The sequence below is a fragment of the Neobacillus solisequens genome (assembly GCF_051233465.1).
GTDB lineage: Bacteria > Bacillota > Bacilli > Bacillales > Cytobacillaceae > Neobacillus.
On record NZ_JBKFGJ010000010.1, the window covers coordinates 108,537 to 129,365 of the forward strand.

The 20,829-nt window shown below is 37.4% G+C and carries 17 protein-coding genes; 12 read left to right on the forward strand and 5 right to left on the reverse strand.

Annotated features, from left to right (window positions below; genetic code table 11):
- Positions 1-48: 48 nt before the first annotated feature.
- From ACI3K6_RS11220 to ACI3K6_RS11230, 3 genes are all read left to right on the forward strand, one after another.
- A complete protein-coding gene (locus ACI3K6_RS11220; RefSeq protein WP_435554890.1) occupies positions 49-909 on the forward strand; it encodes a hypothetical protein in 861 nt (286 codons plus the stop codon).
- Between the two features lie 791 nt (positions 910-1,700).
- Entirely contained in the window at positions 1,701-2,153 is a 453-nt protein-coding gene (locus ACI3K6_RS11225; RefSeq protein WP_435554891.1) for a MarR family winged helix-turn-helix transcriptional regulator, read from the forward strand.
- 49 nt (positions 2,154-2,202) lie between these two features.
- A complete protein-coding gene (locus ACI3K6_RS11230) occupies positions 2,203-2,646 on the forward strand; it encodes a GNAT family N-acetyltransferase (protein ID WP_435554892.1) in 444 nt (147 codons plus the stop codon).
- 282 nt (positions 2,647-2,928) lie between these two features.
- Here ACI3K6_RS11230 and ACI3K6_RS11235 read toward each other — a convergent pair whose 3' ends face one another.
- Positions 2,929-3,174 (reverse strand): glutaredoxin family protein, encoded by a 246-nt coding sequence (locus tag ACI3K6_RS11235; RefSeq protein WP_435554893.1) that lies wholly within the window; start codon positions 3,172-3,174, stop codon positions 2,929-2,931.
- 74 nt (positions 3,175-3,248) lie between these two features.
- Entirely contained in the window at positions 3,249-3,695 is a 447-nt protein-coding gene (locus tag ACI3K6_RS11240) for a Dps family protein (protein ID WP_435554894.1), read from the reverse strand.
- Between the two features lie 335 nt (positions 3,696-4,030).
- Here ACI3K6_RS11240 and ACI3K6_RS11245 point away from each other — a divergent pair, with 335 nt between their 5' ends.
- Positions 4,031-4,633 carry a cell wall hydrolase gene (locus ACI3K6_RS11245; protein ID WP_435554895.1) on the forward strand — a complete coding sequence of 201 codons (603 nt, stop codon included), beginning with the start codon at positions 4,031-4,033 and terminating at the stop codon, positions 4,631-4,633.
- A 62-nt stretch (positions 4,634-4,695) separates the two neighbouring features.
- Here the strand turns inward: ACI3K6_RS11245 and ACI3K6_RS11250 are convergent, their stop codons facing one another.
- Both ACI3K6_RS11250 and ACI3K6_RS11255 read right to left on the reverse strand, forming a co-directional pair.
- Entirely contained in the window at positions 4,696-6,042 is a 1,347-nt protein-coding gene (locus ACI3K6_RS11250; RefSeq protein ID WP_435554896.1) for a sensor histidine kinase, read from the reverse strand.
- A complete protein-coding gene (locus ACI3K6_RS11255) occupies positions 6,020-6,736 on the reverse strand; it encodes a response regulator transcription factor (RefSeq protein WP_435554897.1) in 717 nt (238 codons plus the stop codon). Before ACI3K6_RS11255 ends, ACI3K6_RS11250 begins: the two co-directional genes overlap by 23 nt.
- Before the next feature lie 165 nt (positions 6,737-6,901).
- Between ACI3K6_RS11255 and ACI3K6_RS11260 the strand changes: the two genes are divergently transcribed.
- Entirely contained in the window at positions 6,902-10,021 is a 3,120-nt protein-coding gene (locus tag ACI3K6_RS11260) for an efflux RND transporter permease subunit (RefSeq protein WP_435554898.1), read from the forward strand.
- 45 nt (positions 10,022-10,066) lie between these two features.
- Here the strand turns inward: ACI3K6_RS11260 and speB are convergent, their stop codons facing one another.
- The gene (gene speB, locus ACI3K6_RS11265; protein WP_335474607.1) at positions 10,067-11,011 is read right to left on the reverse strand and encodes an agmatinase; all 945 of its coding nucleotides are present in this window, start codon (positions 11,009-11,011) and stop codon (positions 10,067-10,069) included.
- Positions 11,012-11,366: 355 nt separating this feature from the next.
- Between speB and ACI3K6_RS11270 the strand changes: the two genes are divergently transcribed.
- The 7 genes from ACI3K6_RS11270 to ACI3K6_RS11300 all read left to right on the forward strand — a co-directional run bounded on the left by ACI3K6_RS11270 (position 11,367) and on the right by ACI3K6_RS11300 (position 20,747).
- On the forward strand, positions 11,367-12,707 hold the full coding sequence (locus ACI3K6_RS11270; protein ID WP_435554899.1) for an APC family permease: 1,341 nt from the start codon (positions 11,367-11,369) through the stop codon (positions 12,705-12,707).
- Between the two features lie 735 nt (positions 12,708-13,442).
- Positions 13,443-14,732: a Glu/Leu/Phe/Val family dehydrogenase gene (locus ACI3K6_RS11275; protein WP_435554900.1), complete on the forward strand. Its 1,290-nt coding sequence runs from the start codon at positions 13,443-13,445 to the stop codon at positions 14,730-14,732.
- Between the two features lie 24 nt (positions 14,733-14,756).
- A complete protein-coding gene (locus ACI3K6_RS11280) occupies positions 14,757-15,047 on the forward strand; it encodes an SAV0927 family protein (RefSeq protein ID WP_335474614.1) in 291 nt (96 codons plus the stop codon).
- A 23-nt stretch (positions 15,048-15,070) separates the two neighbouring features.
- Positions 15,071-15,319 carry a biotin/lipoyl attachment domain-containing protein gene (locus ACI3K6_RS11285; RefSeq protein ID WP_335474616.1) on the forward strand — a complete coding sequence of 83 codons (249 nt, stop codon included), beginning with the start codon at positions 15,071-15,073 and terminating at the stop codon, positions 15,317-15,319.
- Between the two features lie 114 nt (positions 15,320-15,433).
- The gene (locus tag ACI3K6_RS11290; RefSeq protein WP_435554901.1) at positions 15,434-17,566 is read left to right on the forward strand and encodes a sigma 54-interacting transcriptional regulator; all 2,133 of its coding nucleotides are present in this window, start codon (positions 15,434-15,436) and stop codon (positions 17,564-17,566) included.
- 309 nt (positions 17,567-17,875) lie between these two features.
- Positions 17,876-19,348: an aldehyde dehydrogenase family protein gene (locus ACI3K6_RS11295; protein WP_435554937.1), complete on the forward strand. Its 1,473-nt coding sequence runs from the start codon at positions 17,876-17,878 to the stop codon at positions 19,346-19,348.
- 25 nt (positions 19,349-19,373) lie between these two features.
- A complete protein-coding gene (locus ACI3K6_RS11300) occupies positions 19,374-20,747 on the forward strand; it encodes a putrescine aminotransferase (protein ID WP_435554902.1) in 1,374 nt (457 codons plus the stop codon).
- Positions 20,748-20,829: the final 82 nt, after the last annotated feature.

The window sequence follows — 20,829 nt, forward strand, 5'->3', positions numbered from 1 at the left end:
CCTGTCGAAAACGGTACAATTTTAATAAAGAATCAATGGGGGTTTACGATGAAGAAACTAGTTTTACTGATTATGACGGCGCTTCTCCTTACTGCGTGTACTCCAAAGGCCTACACGGAGAGCTTGGATGCCGGAAAGGCTGCATTGCAAAAGGGAGATTATGATAAGGCGATTAACCAATTTGAAAATGCGCTTGAGGAAAAAGAAACGCAGGAAGCGCAAGATTATCTCCATTTCTCCAAGATCATGCAAGATAGTATTACTCTTTATCATAGTGGGGAATTTGAAAAAGCATCCCAGACGATCAAAACTCTTCTAACAGAGAAGTTTTCAAAAAATGTTAATCAAAAAATTGTCAATCAAGCCAATGTTTGGGCTCAAAAAATTGAGGATGCAAAAACACTTTCTGATGTGATGAAGCAAAACATCGAGAAAGGAAATACCTTGCTTGAACAAAAGCAATATGATCAAGCGTATGATTTATTTAAGCAAGTCGCTGATACCAAAAATGTCCCTGAAGTAGCTTCAATCGAAGAAATGGTTAGAAATGCCGCAAAGCTTGCAGCCGAGACGAATCAAAAGAAAAATGATAGAACATCAGAGGACAGTCCAAACCAATCTAATGAACAAACGAGCAATGACTCTAATAAGAAAGATGAAACCAAACAAGGGAGTGCAAATCAATCCCTAACTCAAGACCAAGCAGCCGATCTTGTTAAACAATCCCTCAATATTTCAAACAGCAGTAATGAAAAGGTTCAATATGACCATGAGGAAAATGGCGCATACATTTTCCGTGTCTATGAATTTGTCGTTGATAACCCGGGAACCGGAGAAGGACATACTGCAACACGTGGCTGGTATGGAGTGAATAAAGAAACGAAAAAAGTTTATAATGCAATGGAATAAAGGAAAAGGCTGACTTTCACGGGTCAGCTTTTTTAGTGTGCAAGGCATGGCAACTATCTAGGTAGTGAAAATATGAGCGTATCTCACAGGCTAACAGTAGAAGAACTAAAGCAATAACTAGTTTAAGTATATTTCTTCACGATGTTATTGATCAAACCTGCAATATCTATTATGTATTCGGAATAAAACGTATACAAATTTTAGTATTAGAACCAATTTTAAACATTTTTCCAATTTGAAAAGTGCGTTTTTTGGTGAAACCTATAAATAATTAAGAAAAACAAGGATACCGTTTATAACTTGGTATCCTTTCTGAACTTCTCTAATAAGAAATTTATTGGTTATCACTGTTCTTATCTAGCTGTTTTTTATTTAAAAGAGAACTATTAAATGCCCTCTCGTTAATTAATGAAGAGGGAAAAAAGGGCGCACTCAATATAGGAATGTGAAATGAATCAGAAATGACTTTATCCGGTAGTAACTCACATTTGGGGAAATTAATAATCTATATACTAATAACAAGTGTGTTTATCCAGAAGGGATAACACACTTTTTTTGGATGTTTTTGATGTAAAAAATTGTAAAAAAAAACACACTAAAACAAACGGGTGAGACGTTTCTATCACAAATGGAAAATGGTGTATTGGTAAAGAAATACCAAGGGTTAATTTTAAAATTAATTTTACTCGCCATCTTTATGATTTTTTTGTTGTAAATACAACAATAATAAGTTATTTTTAATTTAAGACTTTTTATTGTATTTGCAACAAAAATTAGTTAAGGAGTTAATTATGAAAGAAATCCTTCGTGAAATTGGAATGATTGCAAGGGCATTAGATTCTATTAGTAATATGGAATTTAAAGAATATGACCTCACAAAAGGGCAGTATTTGTACCTTGTACGAATATGTGAAAACCCTGGAATTATTCAAGAAAAATTAGCTGAGATGATAAAGGTTGACCGAACTACAGCAGCACGTGCTATAAAGAAACTGGAGATAAGTGGATTCATTGATAAGAAAGATGATGAACATAACAAAAAAATAAAAAAACTTTTTCCAACAGAGAAAGGCAAGAATGTCTATCCTTTCATAAAAAGAGAAAATGATCATTCCAATATGGTTGCCTTAGATGGGTTTACAGAAGTGGAAGTGGAGATTATTTTTAATCTTCTTCAAAGAGTGAGAAAAAATGTTGAAGTTGATTGGGAATTTGTTAAAAAAGGAAACAAAAGAAATTACTGATGATATAAAGTTTATTGCACTTGCAACAAAAAACAAGAGGTGAAATTTTATGAGTTGGAATTTGAAAAAATTTAACGAGTTAACAAATATTGAACTATACAATCTTTTAAAAGAAAGAACCTTAGTTTTTGTGGTTGAACAAAATTGTCCTTACCTAGAAGTTGATGGTAAAGATCCTTTTTCATATCATCTTTTTAAAGAAGACAATGGAGAAATCATTGCATATTTAAGGATTGTACCTGCAGGTGTTTCCTATCGAGAAATTTCTATTGGAAGAGTCTTTGTGAAGAAAGAATACAGGGGACAAGGAATTGCAGAGGAACTTTTAAGAAAAGGGCTAGATTTTATCCTAAACGAATTAAAAGAAACAAATGTTAAAATTCAAGCCCAAGATTATTTAAGAAAATTCTATAGTTCCTTTGGTTTTCAAACCATATCCGAAACATATTTAGAAGATAATATCCCTCACGTCGATATGCTTTTACAAAGATGACACAACGGGTTATTATCGGTTAGCGATTGAAGTTATATTAAGATGTAGAAGAGATTATGAAGGATTACACTGCGCGAAACGTTTCCTTATAGGTGCTAGAGCACGAAATAGGAGAATTGCTATCAAGCAATTACACTGATTACTAAAACCCGAAAATGAAAGCTGTTATGTTGAGTTGAAACGAGTTATCTGATCCTTGAAACCTCAACCAAATTCGGTATAGATGTTTCAAAAGAATACGGTGTTGTGAGAGGGGAGAAAATAAGTCAGCTTATTTTCCCTCTACTCGATTGTAGATCCAAGCAATTTGTTTAATTTCTTCTCCTGAAATCCTAATACTAAATTTCCATCTATAAAGGTTGCCGGAGTAGCATAAATTTTCCTCTCTATTAGTTGATCCATATATTCCTTATGTATTGATGCATTTCGCTCCTCAAATTCAATTCCATGTTCTTTTAAAAAGGCTTTAACTTTTTCGCAGTAGGCACAGCCATTGCTGCTATAGACTATAACTTCATGTTTACTCATTAATTTTATCACCTCCTAAAAAAATTATATATAAAAAAGTCCAACCGTAAAAGTTGGACTTGAAAAGATTTATTCTAAACTGATTTTCCAAGGAAGGCTTTAAGCATCCATACATGCTTTTCCAGGCCGGAGTGAACCGCCAGCAGCATATCTCCTGTTGTTTCATCACCTAAGTCCCCGGCAATACCCATTCCTTCTTTTAATTCACCAATAATAATGGAGAAATCATTTATAATGGATTGCACCATTTCATCAGCTGTTTCAGCACCGTTTGCTTCTTGAATAGAAGAAAGTGCAAGACTTTCCTTCATTGTAGCAACAGGATTTCCGCCGATTGCTAATAATCTTTCAGCAAGCTCATCAATATGTAAAGCAGCTTCATTATAGAACTCTTCAAACTTTACATGTAATGTGAAAAATTGACCGCCTTTTACGTACCAGTGGTAGTTATGTAATTTTACATATAACACGGACCAGTTGGCAATTTGCTTATTCAAAATGTTGACTAATTGATTTTCCATGATCGAAAATCCTCCTTTTTTTGTTTCTTATTATATTATTACCTTTGTGCCAGTGAAATCCTAGCTGCTTTTGAGGAAAATGTTGACAAATTAGTGAAAAGGATTATGACAGCAGTTGATATATTGTAAAATTTGCTCCTAATTTTTCATATATTTCCACTAACAGGAAGGAGGACTTTGATGGACCTTTTTTCCATATGTTAAAAAAGTCCTTTTATAACAAGGGGCATGTAAGGGGGAAAAACGCCTTCCACTTTTTGGGCGGTGAATAAGTATGTTACAGCTGATAGCCTTGGTACTAGAGAAACCGCGATGCGAATCTAGGAGGTTATTAAATGAATAAATTAAAAAAACTGGTCATTGCAGCTGGATTGATGTTATCGATATCGTCTTTTACGTTAAATGTCCAAACAGAGGCAGCAACATCTACTTATAAAGTTAATACGGGTGAAACCTATTGGAAAATAGCAGCAAAGTTTGGTGTCCCGATTCGAAATTTAATGGATGCCAACCATGCAACAAGTTCAGCTCTATATGCTGGGCAAAATCTAGTAATCCCGAATTCTACTATTTCTGATGCTGACAAGGATCTAATTGCCCGTCTTGTTCGTGCCGAGGCGGTTGGGGAGCCGTATGCAGGTAAAGTTGCGGTCGCAACAGTCATTTTAAACCGTCTAAAAAATCCCTCTTTCCCTTCAACTGTTCATGGTGTCATCTATCAAATTGACAGTGGACACTATGCTTTTACACCAGTCCAAAATGGAACGATTAATCAGCAGTCTGATGTAGAATCAAAGCGTGCTGTAAATGAAGCTTTAGCATTTAGCGGACAGGGAAGTGGCTCATTGTACTTTTACAATCCAAAAATCACTTCAAGTAAATGGATTTTATCACGCCCCGTAACCGTAACGATTGGGAATCATCGGTTTGCAAAATAAATCAATAGTAGTAATATGCGCATAAATTGTGAAAGCTAATCCACATGGATTAGCTTTTTCTCTTATAAAGGAAAGAATAATGAAACTTCTGTTCCTTCACCTTCTTTACTTGTAACTTTAATTTCCCCTTTATGCAGCTTCATGATACTTTTGGCAATATTTAATCCTAGACCGGTTCCTCCCGTTTCTCTGCTCCTGGCCTTATCTATCCGGTAAAAACGCTCAAAAATATGTTGAATTTCGTCCCGAGGTATACCGATTCCAGTATCTTTTACACGGAATATAGCACGTTGTTTATTTTTTTCTAAAAATACTTGTATCTTGTCATTACTGTATTTCATTGCGTTATCAAGTAATATAATGATCACCTGTTTAATTTTTAACTCATCTGCCCAAATTGTAATTGGGTTTTCTTCATAGTAAAATGTTATTTCTCGATGATAGACATCTTTAAGTTGTTTTAAAGTACTTTGGCATAAAGCTACTAAATTTATTTGGTCAAGTTCTAAAACAGTTTCATTTTCTAAAGCGGCCAAGTCTAAAAATGTCTCAGTCATTTTCTGAATTCTGGTTGCCTCCGCATGAATCGCGGTGATTGCTTCATTAGCTAATTGTTCGTTTTCTATACCGTGCCTTCTTAGTAAATTGGCATAGCTCTTTATAACGGTTAAAGGTGTTTTTAATTCATGGGAGGCATCAGAGACAAACTGGTTTTGTTTTTCCATATTGATTTGCAGTTTTCCTATCATCCGATTAAACGTACTTGCCATCATCTGAAGTTCATCTTTCGTATTATTCTGAATGGTGATGGTCTTTGGAATACCGCTCTTTTCAATTTCCTCCATCGTATGAATCATATTCGAAATCGGCCTCATAATGATGTTGGCGAGCCATCTTCCTCCCAGCAAGGATAACAAGGCAGCTATTACTGTACATGATATTAAGATAACTCGAAGAATTTCCTTTCTTGCTTCTAGGCCCTGTAATCGTTCACCAATCTCTAAACTAGTACTTTTATTGATTGGCATACGTACGACCAATACTTGTTCCTCTCCCTTTTCAGCAGAAATTAAACGTGTTTGGGATTGTTTATTTGTTGTATATTTTCCTTTAATCTTTTTAGAGAGTAAATGATCATTCGTTACTTCATAAAGGATTTGATCCTTTTGCTGAATAACTCGAATGTAGGAATGTTCTGCTAAATATTCTTTTAATATTCCTTCTGTATCGGATGGCTCCTGATTTTTATCGAGCCCTTCCAAAACCTCTTCAGCCTTTTGAGAAAGCATATTCACTTCCATATTTACAGTCGTTTTCATAAATAAGAAGAAGACGGCAAAGTTAATAAGAATTAATATGATTAGCATCCAAGCGGTGGTTAGAAGATTAATTTTTGTAGTGATCTTCATCCTTCTTCTCCTTTATCGTAAAGCCGATGCCTCTGATAGTTGTAATTAATGGTTCTGAAAAACCTTCATCTATTTTTTTTCTTAAATGTCGTATAAAAACATCAATGACGTTCGTTTCACCCTCGTACTCGTAACCCCAGACATTAATAATAATATTCTCACGTGTAGCAATTTTATTTTTGTTCATAACTAGGTAAACTAGGAAATCATACTCTTTTGGCGTTAAAGCGATTAGCTTTCCGCTCCTTTTCACTTCTCTTGTATCCATATTGATGAGGAGATCCTGAACAGTTAATAAGGATGCGTCCTCATTAGGATTTCCACCTATAGGATGATTCCGGATGCACGCTCGAATCCTGGCTAATAACTCTTCTATTTCAAAAGGTTTTGTTACATAATCATTTGCACCATGATCTAGCCCTGCTACCTTGTCCAATGTTGTATTCCGAGCTGTTAACAGAATAACTGGAATGACGCTGTTTTCTTTTCTAAACCTTCTCAGCACTTCCATTCCGCTTATTCCGGGCAGCATCATATCTAATAAAATCAGGTCAATCTCAGTATGCAAGGCTGCATCCAAGCCGGTAATACCGTCATGCTGCACCGTTACTTGATACCCTTCATACTCCAATTCCATTTTTAAGACACGGGCAATTTGAGCTTCATCCTCGATGATCAGAATATGTTTTTTCATTTCACCCTCATTCCTTTCTATTAATAATGTATCACGTTCTTCAAATGAATTTTTCATCTTAATGAATTATTAATGTTTTATTCAGATTTCGTACAAGTTCCTTCTCTATAGTTAAGATATCCAGTTTTGAAGTTGATTTTTAGAAAATATATGAGGAGGGATATCATGAAAAAATTAATAGAGGCAACTATGCAAAGAGGTATTTTGATGATTGTTTGTGTTGTCATTATTTTGGCATGGGGAGGTATTTCTGCTTTCCAAATGCAGCGAGATTATTTGCCGGGAATCACTAATACGACTCTCTCGGTAAGTATGAGAGTGCCAGGCTATCAAGCAGCACAGGTGAAACAACAGGTTACCGACAATCTGGCAAGTGCTGTTAAAGCAGTGGATGGGTTGTCCAATGTTGAAACCACTTCTTATGATGGCGGGTTATTTATGAGTTTGTATTTTTCCATGAATACTGACATGAAACTAGCAGAAGATCAGGTAAACAAAGCATTGGCGAATGCAGATTTTCCGCCAACCATTACAAGCACGCCCCTAGTAACACGACTAACAACAAGTTCATTTCCAATTCTAACCTATAGTGTTACCAGTTCGAAATTGGATGAACCAACATTACGCTCTACCGCTACCCAGGAAATTGTAAAACAATTAAAATCTGTTCCAGGTGTAGCCGATGTATCCATTTTTGGAGGAGCAAAAGATGGCTATGTATTAACCGTCCGTTTGAAAGACCTGGTGAAAAACGGATTAACCTTGGATGATGTGAATAAGTCGTTTGCTTTGGCTGTTCCATCCTTGCCACAGGGGAATATTTTGAACAACCAATTATCGATACCTGTATCGTTTGATGGACTGTCATTAACGGTGCAGCAAATGGAGAACGTTACAATTAAGAATAAGGAAGGAAAACTCATTCCGGTTTCAGCGTTTGGGACCATTACTCATTCCTTAAATGATGTAAAAACTATTTCTCGGACGAATGGAGCACCGAGTGTCACATTAAATGTGATTAAGACGCCTTCCGCCAATATTACAGATGTTGCTAACAAAGTAAAAGATCGTGTTGCTCATCTTCACTTGGACACGATCAATCCAAAAGATGTTTCCTTCCAGGTGTTACTTGATCGGGAAAAAGAATTAAACAGTTCTCTTTTCGGATTAGTTCGTGAAGGTTTGCTGGGTTGTTTATTCTCTATGATATGTGTGTTCTTCTTTTTCCGAAATGTAAGATCGACATTATTAATCGCGATTTCGCTACCGATTTCCTTGTTGGCGACCACCGCTTTCTTAAAATCCATGGGGATCACGTTAAACATTTTAACGGTATCCGGTTTGATAGTTGCGATGGGGCGTATTGTCGATGACTCGATTGTTATTTTGGATAACATGTATCGAAAGCGAGAAGAATCGAAGGATAAACATCTACTCTCCATTCTTGCCTCATCTGTAGTTGAAATGATTCCTGCGATATTAGGCTCCACCCTAACGACTATTGCAGTGTATATACCAATTGCGTTTGTTGGCGGGATTATCAGTGCATCCTATAGCGGATTTGCCTGGTCGGTTGTCATTGCCCTAGTTATCTCATTCTTTGTAGCGATGCTTGTCATTCCAGCTCTTGCTTTTATGGGCTGGAAAGGCGGAAATGTAGAAAAACAAACAGTCAAACTTGATTCAAAAATGAAACCGATTTTGCTATCGGCCTTTAAACACAAAAAGGCAATGATTATTGTTTCAATATTAGTTTTTATAGGAGCAGGGGTCTATTCAGCATTTCTTCCAGTAAGTTTATTACCAAGTGGAAAAATAGGACAGATTGCTATTAAAGCAGAGTTGCCTAAGGGAAGTACATTAATTCAAGTAGATTCTGAAGTTCAAAAAATTGAAGAGTCATTAAAACAAAATTCTAAGATCACAGCCTATTCGGCCAATTTCGGTTCGACAATGACACCACAAAGTGATGACGTGTTTGATCAAGGTGGTGGTTTTATCACTTATCCAAATGTTGCAAACCTTTCAGTTGTGCTGAAAAATGCCAAGGATGTTGATCCGGTTATAAAACAATTGCAAAAACAGCTACCGACATTATCTAATAATGTCATTTATACAGTAACAAGCCAGAACATTTCCGGTGATGATTCGCAAATGAGAATCTTGTTTACAGGTTCAGATCAAGCAACGTTGGATCAAGTGGCCCAAGAAACGAGAGCAAAATTATCGAAGATCCGGGGCTTGAGTGTCGATGGAAAAGTGGATTTAACCAATGGTTCACCAAAGTATAAGGTGACATTTGACCAAACAGCGATTCAAGCAAAAGGGGTACAAGTTGCGGATATTTTAACAGTAATCAATCGTTATATGTCAGCTTCCAAAGATTCTATGATTACGGTCGATCATAAAGCACTTCCTGTTGACCAATATCTGGATCAAATCGCAACAGGAGCAAATTCAACGATTACGTTAAATGCCACTCCGAATGATGTCTTATCATCTCTGGGTGCTGAAACGCTAATGGGTATGAATGGACAACTGGTCCGTTTTGACCAAATAGCCAAGATAGAAAAAGATCTGTCTTCATCCTCCATAAGTGAAAGGGATGGTCAACCATTCTCCCTTGTGACAGCACAGATTACATCAAATGACATCAGTAAAGTGTCAGTTCAAGCGGAGAAAGCTTTAAGTAAAATGAATTTTCCTAAAGATGTGACGTACTCATTAGGTGGAATTTCTGAACAAGTAAAACAAATGATTTTTGATATGTCTGTTGCCGTTGCCTTTTCCATTCTATTGGTCTTACTGATTACCTCTGCGATTTTTAAAGGCTGGCGGGCACCATTATCAGTTCTTTTAAGTATCCCGCTTGCTTTAAGCGGTGTAGTCATAGCATTGATTTTATTCCATGGTGAATGGAATTTAGCTGCTCTAATTGGGGTTTTGATGCTGACTGGCATTGTTGTAACAAATGGTATTGTGTTGATTGATAAAATTGAAAGAAATCGACGGGAGGGAATGCCTGTAAAAGAAGCTATTTTAAATGGAAGTCTTTCAAGGATCAGACCTATTTTAATGACAGCAGCTGCAACAATATTGACTTTGTTGCCACTGGCGTTTTCACATAATGCCGATACCGTTATTTCTCAAACACTTGGAATTGTAGTCATTGGAGGAATGGTGACATCAACCCTTAATAGCTTTATTATCATTCCTATCATCTATGAATGGCTTCATAAGAAAACTGTGATTAATAGTCACACTACATTAAGTGTTCCAAAGTAATTAACATAAAAAGGCCGATTCCAATAAGTTTGGAATCGGCTTTTTTTATACGTGAGCTTCCCGTTTTAATTTTAATGCAGCAAGGCTGGCAAAATCATGAATAATGGTTGCTGCTAATAAAGATGTAATTTGTGTTGGATCATAGGGTGGCAATACTTCGACTAAATCGTAGCCAATAAAGTTAAAATCAGTTAGGGCACGAATCATTTGCAGGGTTTCAAAGCTGCTTGGGCCGCCAACTTCAAGTGTTCCAGTACCAGGGGCGCAAGATGGATCAACAAAATCAATATCAAAGGTAAGGAAACATGGTGTGTCCCCGATGGTTTCTTTCATTTCTCTAATCACATCTTGATATCCGCGTTGTTTTAACTCAGGTGTTGTTATCACCTGGTAGCCAAGATCTGTGCTTGCATCAATGTCCCCAGGATGATTCAAAGTACCGCGGATGCCGATTTGGAACACCTTATTCGGAATAAGCAGGTTTTCCTCAAATGCACGAATGAATGGAGAACCGTGCCAATATTTTTCATCATAATAAGTATCCCAAGTATCTGTATGTGAGTCAAAATGGATCATCGCAACAGGGCCGTGAACTTTAGCTGCAGCACGAAGGTTGGCTAAGGTTACGGAATGGTCTCCGCCGATGCCAATTGGTGTAATGCCTTGTTCCATTAATTCTGTCATCGCTTTTTCAATGATTTCATAGCTGCGATGGATATTGTGTGGGATGACGGAGACATCACCTATATCGATTGCATTACAGTCATCGAATGGATAAACTTTATGAATGGGATGATATGGAAATAAAGTCATGGAAGCTTGACGAATCGCTTGTGGAGCAAAGCGAGCCCCAACACGGAAGGAAGCTGCCGTATCAAATGGTACTCCCACAATTGCTAATTTTGCCTTTTCTCTGTTGGAAGGCAATCTCATAAAGGTTCCAGTAGTACAAAATTCAGGTTTTACATCAGGTGATAATGGATATTTCATTTTTAAATCCCCCGCTTGTCATTAGTATTACGTATTACATATATTTGATATGCAAGTAGTATGCCAATTCAAAAAAATGCAGAAAATTAGCTGTATATATAATAAGTAATACCAAATATTTATTTAAAACGGAATAGAATATGCACAATTGAATAATTCTGAATTTTCTACATCTGCTTATTTTGTTGAATTTTCTTATTTTATATGGTGGATTTTGTGGAAATCTCTGTTTGGCATAATAATTGCATGTAAAATTTATTGAATTTTTCAAAAAGGGAGGAATAAGAAATTTCTCAAATACAAAGGGGTATTCAAGGTTTGAAAACGCTTTAAAACATACAAGGGGGAATGATACGTGGAAAATGGCGTAAAGCTGAAAAGATCGTTAAAACTTTGGCAGGTTGTCATCATGGGTTTGGCCTATATGACACCAATGGTGGTGTTTGATACTTTTGGAATTGTTTCGGGATTGACAAAAGGTCATGTCCCAACAGCATATATTATTGCCTTGGTTGGCATGTTATTTACAGCATTAAGTTATGGTCAACTTGTCAAAGTGTTTCCGCAGGCCGGTTCAGCCTATACGTACACTCAAAAAGCTATTAGCCGTCGCTTAGGATTTCTTGTCGGCTGGTCGTCTTTACTAGATTATTTATTTTTGCCAATGGTAAACGCTTTATTAACAAAACTATATTTAAATGCATTATTTCCATCGGTTCCTGATCTTATTTGGGTTATAGGTTTTGTAGGTATTGTTACTTACCTTAATTTAAGAAGCGTAAATATCCTGGCAAATTTTAATACATTGTTTGTCGGTGTACAGATCTTGATTATGATCGTATTTATTATCTTGGTTGTGAAGGGGTTGAATGGTGGAGAAGGGACGGGTACTGTTTTTAGTATTCAACCGTTCTTTAAAGAAGGGATGAGTTTACCATTACTGGTTACTGGGGCAACGGTTCTCTGCTTTTCATTCCTAGGCTTTGATGCTGTTACCACGTTGTCAGAAGAAACGCCAAATCCGGAAAAAACAATTCCCAAAGCTATTCTGTTAACAGCTTTATGGGGCGGGATTATTTTTATCACCACATCCTTCTTTATTCAATTATTTTTCCCTGATATTTCTCGGTTTAAAAATCCCGATGCAGCACTTCCAGAGATTGCTTTATATGTTGGCGGTAAACTGTTCCAATCAATTTTTCTTTGTACAACATTTATTAACACCCTTGCATCAGGGCTGGCTTCTCATGCGAGTGTATCACGTCTTTTATATGTTATGGGCCGTGATCAAGTATTCCCGGAAAAATGGTTTGCCTATGTACACCCAAAATACCGAACTCCTGCGTTTAACGTCTTATTTGTAGGAGTCATCTCGTTATCAGCCTATTTCTTTGATTTAGTAACAGCTACATCTTTAATCAATTTTGGTGCCTTAATGGCCTTTACGTTCGTTAATTTGTCCGTCATTAATCATTATGCGGTTCGGAATAGAATGCATAAAACACCAAAAGGATTTATTAACTACGTTCTATTGCCATTAATCGGTGCTGCTACTGTAGGGGTCCTGTGGGTGAATCTCGAAAAGAGCTCTCTGATTATGGGAATAGCTTGGTTCTCGCTCGGATTTATTTACCTGCTTTACCTAACAAAAGCATTCAAAGTGGCACCTCCACAGTTTAAAGCTGAGGAAGCTTAAAGATTTAAGAAAACGCATTCTTACGGGGATGCGTTTTTTTGTGTCTGTTTTAGGATAGGCACTACATTTTTCTGAAATGCTTTTTTATTGTGAAGTGAATGGAATTATTTCCTAATGATTGAGTCAATATGGTGAGTTCATAACGACCGCGAGTCAGAGAAATAAAAAGGAAAGGTCGTATAGGGAGTTCATAACGACCGGGAGTCAGAGAAATAAAAAGGAAAGGTCGTTATAGGGAGTTCATAACGACCATGAGTCGGAGAAATAAAAAGGAAAGGTCGTTATAGAGAGTTCATAACTACCGTGAGTCGGAGAAATAAAAAGGGAAGGTCGTTATAGAGAGTTCATAACGACCATGAGAAAGAGATTTTAATAAGACAGGTCGTAATGGTTAGTCATTAACGACTATTCATCTGGTTTTATCTTTGAAAGGGTCGCCAACGGGTCTTCTAGGCGACCAGAAATAGAAGGAGCCCATTCCATCGGTCGCCAATGATGCTCCAAGGCGATCCATATATGAAAAAATCAGTCCTACAGTCGCTAATCATAAAAAAACCGTATCATCTCATATTTGTAAACGCTTACAGGAAATTATGCAATTCTGAATAAATTCACCAAATTTTCATAAAATCGCTTTCATGAAAAATTAAGAACCGTTTATTTTAACGGTTTTTTAATGTTGGCACGAAACTTGCTTATACCTTTAATAACTACAAAAAATGAGGTGTTATTAAAATGGCGATTGATTCTCTGAATCAAAAGAAAAATGAAGTTGTAAAGGAAAAAGATAATTCATTACTTGAATTCCAAGAAACACTGAAAGAAGCAGTTGAGATTCTGAACTATCCACCGCAGGTATTTGAATTCTTAAAGAAGCCGATGAGATTTTTGGAGGTAAGTATTCCGGTTCGCATGGATAATGGTGAGGTACAAATTTTTGAAGGATATCGTGCTCAACATAACGATGCAGCTGGTCCAACAAAAGGTGGAATTCGCTTCCATCCAGATGTAACTCCGGAAGAAGTAAAAGCATTGGCAGGTTGGATGAGCCTAAAATGTGGTATCACAGATCTACCGTACGGCGGAGCAAAAGGTGGAATCATTTGTGATCCTCGTAAAATGAGTATGGACGAGTTGGAACGTTTGAGCAGAGGTTATGTAAGAGCGGTAAGTCAACTGGTTGGTCCTACAAAAGATATCCCAGCTCCAGATATGTACACAAACTCGCAAATCATGGCATGGATGCTTGATGAATATGACCATATTCGTGAATTCGATTCTCCAGGATTTATCACAGGTAAACCGATTGCTCTTGGTGGATCAAAAGGAAGAGAAACCGCTACTTCTAAAGGTGTATTGTATACACTGCAAAAGGTTTGTGAATTAAGAAAGATGAATTTAAAAGATACTCGCGTTATTATTCAAGGCTTTGGTAACGTCGGTAGTTATTTAGCAGGGTACTTATATGAATTAGGGGCAAAAGTTATCGGTGTTGGTGATGTCTTGGGTGGCATATACGATGAAAACGGTCTCGACGTTCCGTACCTACTAGAAAGCCGCGATTCTTTCGGCATTGTTTCTAACCGTTTTAACAACTCGATTTCTAATCAAGAATTATTGGAAAAAGAATGCGATATATTAATTCCGGCAGCGATCTCCGGTGTTATCAATAAACATAATGCGGATCGTATCAACTGTCAGATTGTGATCGAAGCAGCAAATGGCCCAACAACGAAGGACGCGTTAACAATGCTAGATGATCGTGATATTCTCGTTGTTCCAGATATACTTGCCAATTCCGGCGGTGTAATCGTTTCTTACTTCGAATGGTGCCAAAACAACCAAGGCTATTACTGGACAGAAGAACTTGTGGATGAACGTTTAAAAGAAAAAATAGAAACTAGTTTTAAAAATGTATATAACACTGCGAAAAAATACAATGTCAATATGAAAATTGCCGCCTATATCGAAGGAATTCAAAAGTTAGCAGAAACTTCAAGGCTAAGAGGATGGTTGAAATATTGATTTATTAAGAGGAGGAATGAATGGATGAAGTTAGATATTTTAACAGAGCAAAAGGAAAAGCAATTGTTGCACTATTTTTGCCTAATTTCGAATAATCATCGCTATGACTTAACAATTGGATATTCAGATCACTTTTTTGGCAAAGCAATGGTGACTTCAATTCAAACGGGCAATATGGTTTTGCTCTGTCAAGATGACACCTATGCTGATGACCACTGGGCGCAAAAACTAGGTATTGAGCAAGTGGACATACCGGAGTTTCAGGAATTCTTTAGTATGGTTTTACAGCCCCGTCCATTTCACGAACAATATTAAAATGAACGACAGAGGTGATCTATTTGTACTTTGGAGTGGTTACGAGTCCTTGCTATGGGAAGATTGAGAAAATCTCCATCGAAAGAGATGCAAGAATCTATGAATGGGAAACATTATTTGTGATTAAATCTGAGGAAGGTCATGAAGAAGTGGTTCAGACGGGAGTGAGCGGCGAGGTCGAATCATTAGAGGTGCAAGAAGGCGATTACGTCATTCCTGGAATGGTTTTAGCGTATATTAAAGAGGATCTATTTGTAACCGGAAGCGACTAAAATAACCTAAAAAAAAGAAGATGGGTGACATCTTCTTTTTTGGTGTTCTTTTGTTTTTATTATTCTGAAAAAAGTGATAGTATAAGAGTGATAGGAATTAAGGGGGATGAGACAATGTTTTTTGTCGCAATGGAAAAAATAAAGCCGATTATATCAGTCAATCTAGATAAAGAAGGCGTTTTAGAGTCGACTCTAAACAACAATAAAGAACCCTTTATATTCTTAGAAAGACAGGATCAGCTATTTGCTTATATAGTATGGAACGAACATCTTCGTCAGACTCTGGAGAATGAAAATTTTTCAATAGATTTCTTGCTTGAACATTCTAAATCATTAGATGGCATTTGCCGCCTTAGTCAGCAAATTGCTCTACCTTCACTATTTCAGATTATCGGTGAACCTTTTGCTTTTATAAAAGGTGAGGATAAGAAAATTGCTGGCTACATTAGAAGAGAAGATATTTTAGCAGAGATGTTTAAGCAGGAAAATAAAGGCCTAGATTTGCTGAAAATTATGCTGGCGTCGATTCCAATGGGCATATTCGTTTTGGATCGAGAGCGCCGGATTATTAATTGTAATGATTCCGGATTAAAAATGATTCGCTCTACTGTTGAAAACGTTTTAAATTTGCCTGGTGAGGCTATTTTTAATCGTGAAAAAATTGATCAAGTATTTACGAACGGCAAGACAATTCTCAACAATTTGGAATTTAACAATGGAAATGGTGTACTCGTAGATTACAGCCCGTTTTTTGGCTATGATGATGAGATTGAAGGGGTTGTCATCATCGTACAGGACTTGCCAATGGTTGAAGAAATGGCGATGGAAATTGAGCATATCAAGGATTTAAATAAGGATTTAAATGCCATATTATCGAGTATTTACGATGAAATTCTAGTTGTTAATGCAAAAGGCGAGTTAATTCGATACAGTGAAAATATTATTCAGGAATTCTGGCATGTTGATTTAAAAGAGTTGCTTGGAAAAAATATACTAGAATTAGAGGACCAAGGATTATTTACACCTTCTGTTACGAGACTTGTCAGGGAAAAGGGTAAAAAAGTTTCCGTAGTACAGGAAACGAGAACAGGGAGAAAAATTCTTGCTGTCGGCAATCCGGTATTTGATGATAAGCACGAACTCGACCGAATTATTATTGCCTCGCGGGATATAACCGAAACATCTCGTTTAAAAACTGAATTGCATGAAATCAGAAAAATTTCCGAGCAATATAAGAAAGAACTGGATGATTTTAAGAGCAAAGATCGGTTCCTGAAAAAGATGATTTATTGCAGCCCAAAGATGGAAAAAATTATGAATCAGGTGAAGAAAATTGCTGATTTTTCATCTACCGTTTTGCTTCATGGTGAATCCGGTGTCGGAAAAGAAGTCATTGCCCAGGCCATTCATCAGTTGGGAAAACGTTCTGACAAACCGTTTCTAAAATTGAATTGCGGCGCGATTCCTGAAAATTTATTGGAAAGTGAATTATTTGGTTATGCAAAAGGAGCATTTACTGGCGCTGATAAAAACGGCAAGGATGGCTATTTTAAGCAGGCAGATGGAGGTATTCTCTTTCTTGATGAAATCGGAGAAATGCCAATGCACTTGCAGGTTAAACTTTTAAGAGTACTCCAGGAGCAAGAGGTAATTCCTGTAGGTAGTACCACATCGTTTAAGGTGGATGTCCAAATTATTGCAGCCACAAATAAAAAGTTGGAAAAAATGGTGGAGGAAGGACGATTCCGCGAAGATTTATTCTATCGTTTGAATGTTATTCCGATTAGCATACCTCCGTTAAGGGAACGGACAGAGGATATTTCGCTGCTGGCCTTTCATTTTCTTCAGCAGTTAAATGAAAAATATGAACGTAATTATCATTTAACTCCTGATGCCGTAAATGTACTAGAATTCTATCCATGGCCAGGTAATGTCAGGGAACTACAAAATATTATTGAAAGATTAGTAGTAACCGCCGATCATCAGGCTATTGATGCCGAGTTCGTCAGTCAATTTTTATCCTTGGGCTTTGAAAATAAAAAGATGAAGCCTGTGATTACACGGGTCATTCCGCTCCAGGAAGCCATTGAGCATGTTGAAGAACAATTGATCGTCATGGCTATGAATCAGTATAAAACGACCACTAAGGCTGCAAAAGCTTTAGGAATCAGTCAATCATCTGTTAGTAGGAAATATCAAAAAATACTAACGGAAAAAAATATAAAAATAGAAAATATGCCAATCTAACCTAGAGGCCGTTTCAGAATTCTATCATCTGAAATGGCCTTTTTCTAATATTTTGATAATTATGCAAATAATAATAATGTTATGCAAATTTGAATAAGAATTTTGTCGAAACAACAAGATCTATACGTCGACAACGTATTCCAGAGATATTTTAATTTTGGCACAGTTCTTGCATTAGTAATTAATAAGGGAAATCAGCCTGCTGATCTCTAGACGGAGGATGCAAGGCATTTCAAAAATAAGCATTTGGATTTATTCCAACAGCTAATTCAAAGGAGGAATTGATTAATGGTCGAAGTGAAAAATCAAGTGATCAACCTGAAGATGTATATTGATGGTGAGTGGCGCGATTCAGAAAATATGGAAACACGCCCAGTCATTAATCCTGCAAATGGTGAAGTAATCGCCTATGCACCTGAAGGAACCGTTGCAGATGCACGTGCAGCAATCTATGCAGCTCGGAAAGCCTTCGATGACGGTGTTTGGTCTGATCTGTCCGCACAGGAAAGAGCCTCCTATCTATTAAAAATTGCTGACAAAATAGATGAAAGAGCCGAAGAGTTAACACAGCTGGAAACACAAGATAATGGAAAGCCTTTAAGAGAAGCTGGATTTGACATGGCTGATGCCGCTTCCTGTTTCCGTTATTATGCCGGATTGATTAGAAATCCTGACGGCCAAACTTACCATGTTGCTGATCCAATGCAAGCAATGGTTGTTCGTGAACCAGTCGGCGTATGTGGTTTGATTGTTCCTTGGAACTACCCAATGTTAATGAGTGTTTGGAAAATCGCTCCTGCTCTTGCTGCCGGAAATACAATTGTCTATAAACCTTCTGAAGTAACACCGGTAACTCCTATGAAACTCTTTGAAATTTTTGAAGAGGTTGGGCTGCCAAAAGGTGTGGCGAACATGGTTATGGGCGCTGGTCCAGTTGTGGGACATGAAATTTCTGCACATCCAGAGGTAGATATGGTTTCCTTCACTGGCGGTACGAAAACAGGAAAGCAAATCATGAAAACTGCTGCGGATACCATGAAAAAGGTTTCTTTAGAATTAGGCGGCAAATCACCTAACATTATCTTCGCTGACGCTGATTTTGAAACCGCTGTCGATTATGCATTATTCGGTATCTTTGCCGGATCTGGTCAGGTTTGCTCCTCCGGCTCAAGAATCCTAGTAGAAGAAAGTATCTACGATCAATTTGTTGAGCGTTATGTGGAAAGAGCAAAACAAATCAAGGTTGGTCCAGGAAATGACCCTGAAACCGAAATGGGACCTCTAGTAAGCCAACAGCATATGGAAAAAGTTCTCTATTACATTGACCTTGGAAAGCAAGAAGGAGCTACTGTTGCATGCGGTGGTAATCGCATTACTACTAACGGATTGGATAAAGGGTTCTTCGTTGAACCAACTGTATTCGTTGATGTGAAGCAAGATATGAGAATTGTTCAAGAGGAAATCTTTGGACCGGTTGTCTGTATCCAAAAATTTAAGGATGAAGAAGAAGCTATTAAACTGGCAAATGATACAGTTTACGGCTTAGCCGGCGGAGTATTTTCAAATGATGGCGCCAAAGCCATGCGTGTGATTAAGAAGATTCGTTCAGGAATCACTTGGATCAATGCTTACCATCCAACTTATAATGAAGCACCATGGGGCGGATACAAGCAAAGTGGAATCGGCCGCAGCCTAGGAACATTCGGTCTTGATGAATTCCAAGAAATTAAACAAATCAATATTAACTTACAAGTTGAACCAATTGGTTGGTTTTCAAACTAATATAAACATAAGGGAGAAGATTACTATGAGTATCGATTTTACAAGTGAGACAAAGACAGAACAAAAGAAACAGGTAACTGAATATATTAATAAAGTATTAGGTTTAATTGAAAAGGAAGAAGTTACTGAGGAGGAAGCTGCCTGGATTACGAAGGAAACAGTTGATGGTTTCCGCGAGAACGTAAACCCTGGATTCCTTGCTTATCGTAAAACGGTTACAGAGGGTGGCCAATTCGCCGCAGTTGAATGGTCTGATAATGGAGCTTGCTTTAAAGATGTAAATGGTAAGGAATATATCGACTGTTTAGGCGGATTCGGAATTTACAACGTTGGACACCGTAATCCTAAAGTAGTAAAAGCAGTAACAGATCAGTTGAAGCGTCAAGCCCTTCATAGCCAGGACTTATTAGATCCACTTCGTGCTATGTTAGCAAAAATTTTAGGTGATATTACACCTGGAGATTTAAAATATGCATTCTTTACAAATAGTGGTACTGAGAGTGTTGAAGCAGCTCTTAAACTTGCAAAAATGTACGGTGAGAGAACAACGTTTATTTCTACTACTCGTGCATTCCATGGAAAAAGTCTTGGTTCATTATCTGGTACAGCAAAGGGCATGTTCCGTAAGCCATTCCTTCCATTAATTCCTGGTTTCCGTCACGTTCCATTTGGCGATATCGACATGATGAGCAAAACCTTTGAAGTATGTGCTTCAGTTGGTGAAGATGTTGCAGCTGTTATCATTGAACCAATCCAAGGTGAAGGCGGTATCATTCTTCCTCCAGACGGTTACTTAAAGCAAGTTCGTGAGCTTTGTGACCAATATGGCGCATTATTGATTTTTGACGAAGTACAAACTGGTATGGGCCGTACTGGTAAAATGTTTGCTGCTGAATTATATGATGTTGTTCCTGATATCATCTGTTTGGCAAAAGCGTTTGGCGGCGGGGTAATGCCTGCTGGTGCCATTGTTGCTCGTGAGGAAGTATTCAAGAGCTGGTTCGAAAATCCGTTCATGCATACAACCACTTTCGGTGGTAACCCACTAGCTTGTGCGGCTGCTATCGCAACAATTGGTGTTTTAATAGAAGAAAACCTTCCAGAAAGAGCTGCTGTTGTCGGTGAGTACTTCTTAAATGAATTGAAAAAGGCTTCTGAAGGTCACGAAGATCTAGTTCAAGAAATCCGTGGTCAAGGCTTGATGATCGGTATCGAATTCCATAAAGATGAAATCGGCTATGATGTTTCCAAAGGTATGTTCGATCATGGCGTTCTTGTTGCAGGTACATTAATCAATTCAAAAACCATTCGTATTGAGCCAGCTTTAACCATCAGCTACGAAGAAGTTGATAAAGTAGTCAGCATCTTTAAAGATGTTTTAAGTAACATTAAAGCCTAATCCTTATCTGAAAAAGCAATCGGCAATTTTTTGTCGGTTGCTTCTCATCTAAATTTTGTAATTACACGAAGAGAGGGAGCAT

Coding starts and splice junctions, on each gene's coding strand:
- ACI3K6_RS11275 (WP_435554900.1), top strand. CDS start 13,443: ATGGCGATTGATTCTCTGAATCAAAAGAAAAATGAAGTTGTAAAGGAA.
- ACI3K6_RS11290 (WP_435554901.1), top strand. CDS start 15,434: ATGTTTTTTGTCGCAATGGAAAAAATAAAGCCGATTATATCAGTCAAT.
- ACI3K6_RS11260 (WP_435554898.1), top strand. CDS start 6,902: ATGAAAAAATTAATAGAGGCAACTATGCAAAGAGGTATTTTGATGATT.
- ACI3K6_RS11235 (WP_435554893.1), bottom strand. CDS start 3,174: ATGAGTAAACATGAAGTTATAGTCTATAGCAGCAATGGCTGTGCCTAC.
- ACI3K6_RS11230 (WP_435554892.1), top strand. CDS start 2,203: ATGAGTTGGAATTTGAAAAAATTTAACGAGTTAACAAATATTGAACTA.
- ACI3K6_RS11240 (WP_435554894.1), bottom strand. CDS start 3,695: ATGGAAAATCAATTAGTCAACATTTTGAATAAGCAAATTGCCAACTGG.
- ACI3K6_RS11255 (WP_435554897.1), bottom strand. CDS start 6,736: ATGAAAAAACATATTCTGATCATCGAGGATGAAGCTCAAATTGCCCGT.
- ACI3K6_RS11225 (WP_435554891.1), top strand. CDS start 1,701: ATGAAAGAAATCCTTCGTGAAATTGGAATGATTGCAAGGGCATTAGAT.
- ACI3K6_RS11280 (WP_335474614.1), top strand. CDS start 14,757: ATGAAGTTAGATATTTTAACAGAGCAAAAGGAAAAGCAATTGTTGCAC.
- ACI3K6_RS11220 (WP_435554890.1), top strand. CDS start 49: ATGAAGAAACTAGTTTTACTGATTATGACGGCGCTTCTCCTTACTGCG.
- ACI3K6_RS11245 (WP_435554895.1), top strand. CDS start 4,031: ATGAATAAATTAAAAAAACTGGTCATTGCAGCTGGATTGATGTTATCG.
- ACI3K6_RS11300 (WP_435554902.1), top strand. CDS start 19,374: ATGAGTATCGATTTTACAAGTGAGACAAAGACAGAACAAAAGAAACAG.
- ACI3K6_RS11250 (WP_435554896.1), bottom strand. CDS start 6,042: ATGAAGATCACTACAAAAATTAATCTTCTAACCACCGCTTGGATGCTA.
- speB (WP_335474607.1), bottom strand. CDS start 11,011: ATGAAATATCCATTATCACCTGATGTAAAACCTGAATTTTGTACTACT.